We start from the raw sequence: 2,753 nt of genomic DNA, 5'->3' as shown, positions 1-2,753 counted from the left end.
GGGCTTTTTACTACGCCGGAATAGCGGCGATTTTCGGGCTTCTCGACCACACGCGGTGGGCCGTCATCAGGGCGAGCAGTTTGTCCGCCGCTGGCGTGTCGAGCGCATCGGTGACGATGACCCCCTCTTCACCCTGGGTCGGAACATGCAGAACGGACGTCAGCTGCCGCGCATCCCCTGCCAGCAGGATCGGCTTCAGATGTTTATAGGCTTCCAGCAGGTAATAGCGCGCGTCACCGCTCTGACTCAGGGCGCTGAGGTCGCCGCCGGGCACCACCACCGCATCCACCGTCAGCGACGGGGAGCCGGCGAAGGTGCCGGCGATCGGCAGCGGAGAACCATCGTCGGCAATGACTTCGCCCATTCGCGAGTAGAGCAGCTTGCTGTGCACGCCCTGGGCCTGCAGCGCCTGCAGGAGCTGAACCAGATCCTGCGCTGAGGTGCGTTCGTTGAGCAGGACTGCCACCACGCGACCTTTCACATCTCCTTCGGCATCGGCGTAGAGGCTGAGGCTGGGGTCTTTCTCCACGCCATTGACCGGGGCGGGCAGGGTAATGTTGCGCTGATCGTCGCTCAGTTCGATGCCTAAGTTCGCCCCAACCGCTTCCGCAAGCTTAGTATCAATGTGGGCCAGATGATCGACCACCCGCTCGCGGATCCAGGTGCGGACCACTTTGCTGAGTTCGAAGCTGAAACCATCGATAATATGCTGCTGTTCAATCGGCGTCTGGCTCAGCCAGAACAGACGCGGCTGGGCGTAATATTCGCCGAACGAAGGGCTGCGCTGGCGGATTTTTTCGCCGTCGACGCGCTCGGCGAGGGACTCAAAGCCACCGCGTTTGGCGGCAGGCGGCGTCTCGCGCGGCCAGTTGTCGTTAATCGAGTTGGGCTCGTAGTTGGCCGGATTGGTGTCAATGTCCATCCGGTGCATCCCGTCACGCTGGAAATTATGATACGGGCAGGTCGGACGGTTGATGGGGATTTCATGGAAGTTCGGCCCACCCAGGCGGCTAATTTGCGTATCGGTGTAAGAGAAGAGACGCCCCTGCAGCAGCGGATCGTTGCTGAAATCAATGCCCGGGACGATATGTCCGGGATGGAAGGCCGCCTGTTCATTTTCGGCAAAGAAGTTATCCGGGTTGCGGTTGAGGACCATTCTGCCAACCCGCTGCACCGGCACCAGCGCCTCGGGGATCAGCTTGGTGGGATCGAGCAGGTCGAAGTCAAAAGCAAATTCATTCTCTTCGGGGATCAATTGCAGGCCAAGCTCAAATTCCGGGTAGTCCCCGGCTTCGATGGCCTCCCATAGATCGCGGCGATGAAAATCGGGGTCGCGGCCGGTCAGCTTCTGCGCTTCATCCCACACCAGCGACGCCTTGCCGGCGACCGGTTTCCAGTGAAAGCGAACGAAGGTGGCTTTGCCCTCGGCATTAATCAGACGGAAGGTGTGGATCCCGAAGCCTTCCATGGTGCGATAGCTGCGCGGGATGCCGCGATCCGACATCGCCCACATCACGTTGTGCAGCGTTTCCGGCTGCAGGGAAACATAGTCCCAGAAAGTATCGTGGGCGCTCTGCCCCTGTGGGATGGCCCAGTGGGGTTCAGGCTTCACGGCGTGGACAAAGTCGGGGAACTTCATCGCGTCCTGGATGAAGAAGACCGGTGTGTTGTTGCCCACCAGGTCAAAAATCCCTTCGTCAGTGTAAAACTTGGTAGCGAAGCCGCGAATATCACGGACGGTGTCCGCCGACCCCGCGCCGCCCTGCACGGTGGAAAAGCGTACAAACACCGGGGTGATTTTATCGGCTGACGAAAGAAAATCGGCTTTAGTTAACGCAGCCAGGCTTTTGTAGGGCTGGAAGTAGCCGTGGGCGGCAGAGCCGCGGGCATGAACGATACGCTCCGGAATACGCTCGTGGTCAAAGTGGGTGATCTTCTCCCGCAGGATAAAATCTTCCAGCAGCGTTGGGCCGCGGCTACCGGCGCGCAGCGAATTCTGATCGTCAGCAATGCGCACGCCCTGGTTGGTGGTCAGCGGAAAATCTTCCCCCCCTTTGCGTTGCGCCTCCAGGGAATCCAGTTTGCTGTTATGAGTATCGGGCGCTTTCAGGCTGCCTGGGGCGGTGGGTTCGACGCCCGGAGCGGTAGGTTTCGGCGTGGGGCGCCACTCCCGATCGTCCGGCGCCAGCGAATCGAGACCCGGCTGCGCTTCCTCGCTGTCGTGGACCGGTGCCTGCTGTTGGTGAGGGTTCGGGTGCTTATCAGACATTACTCGTCTCCTGCTTTCATTGCTAAAAGTGGTCGTTGATAGACCAAAACCCTTCTAACTATAGAACATTACGCTGTCTGCGCCCGGCGAGGGGGCAGGGAGTTATCCTAAAATGCGCATCGGCGGCGAAGGGGCGACGAACGGGGCCACAATCGGCTATGATAGAGGTTTCTGTTTCCCGCTATGTTTAGTGAATCCATTTGTTATGAAACCATTGCGCCAACAAAATCGCCCTGTCATTAGCTACGTGCCGCGCGTGGAGCCTGCGCCCCCGGAACATGCCGTGAAAATGGACCATTTTCGCGATGTCTGGATTTTGCGCGGGAAGTATGTCGCTTTTCTGCTGATGGGGGAGCATTTCCGTCGCTCACCGGCATTCAGCGTGCCGGAGTCGGCGCAGCGCTGGGCTAACCAGGTGCGTCAGGAAGGTGAGATTGAAGCCTGAGTCGGCTGCAGAAATAAAAAAACCGCTGAATGATCAGCG

At 59.4% G+C, this 2,753-nt stretch carries 2 protein-coding genes; one reads left to right on the top strand and one right to left on the bottom strand.

All coding sequences use genetic code 11. The features are described from left to right. Nucleotides 1–10: 10 nt before the first annotated feature. Entirely contained in the window at nucleotides 11–2,269 is a 2,259-nt protein-coding gene (gene katE / locus HMPREF9538_RS04730) for a catalase HPII (RefSeq protein ID WP_002901554.1), read from the bottom strand. A 190-nt stretch (nucleotides 2,270–2,459) separates the two neighbouring features. Here katE and cedA point away from each other — a divergent pair, with 190 nt between their 5' ends. Next, entirely contained in the window at nucleotides 2,460–2,714 is a 255-nt protein-coding gene (gene cedA, locus HMPREF9538_RS0128345) for a cell division activator CedA (RefSeq protein WP_008807754.1), read from the top strand. Nucleotides 2,715–2,753: the final 39 nt, after the last annotated feature.

It is taken from the genome of Klebsiella sp. MS 92-3, from assembly GCF_000195655.1.
GTDB lineage: Bacteria > Pseudomonadota > Gammaproteobacteria > Enterobacterales > Enterobacteriaceae > Klebsiella > Klebsiella pneumoniae.
Note: the sequence above shows the minus strand (reverse complement) of the source record. Positions and strands in the feature narration are given on the sequence as shown.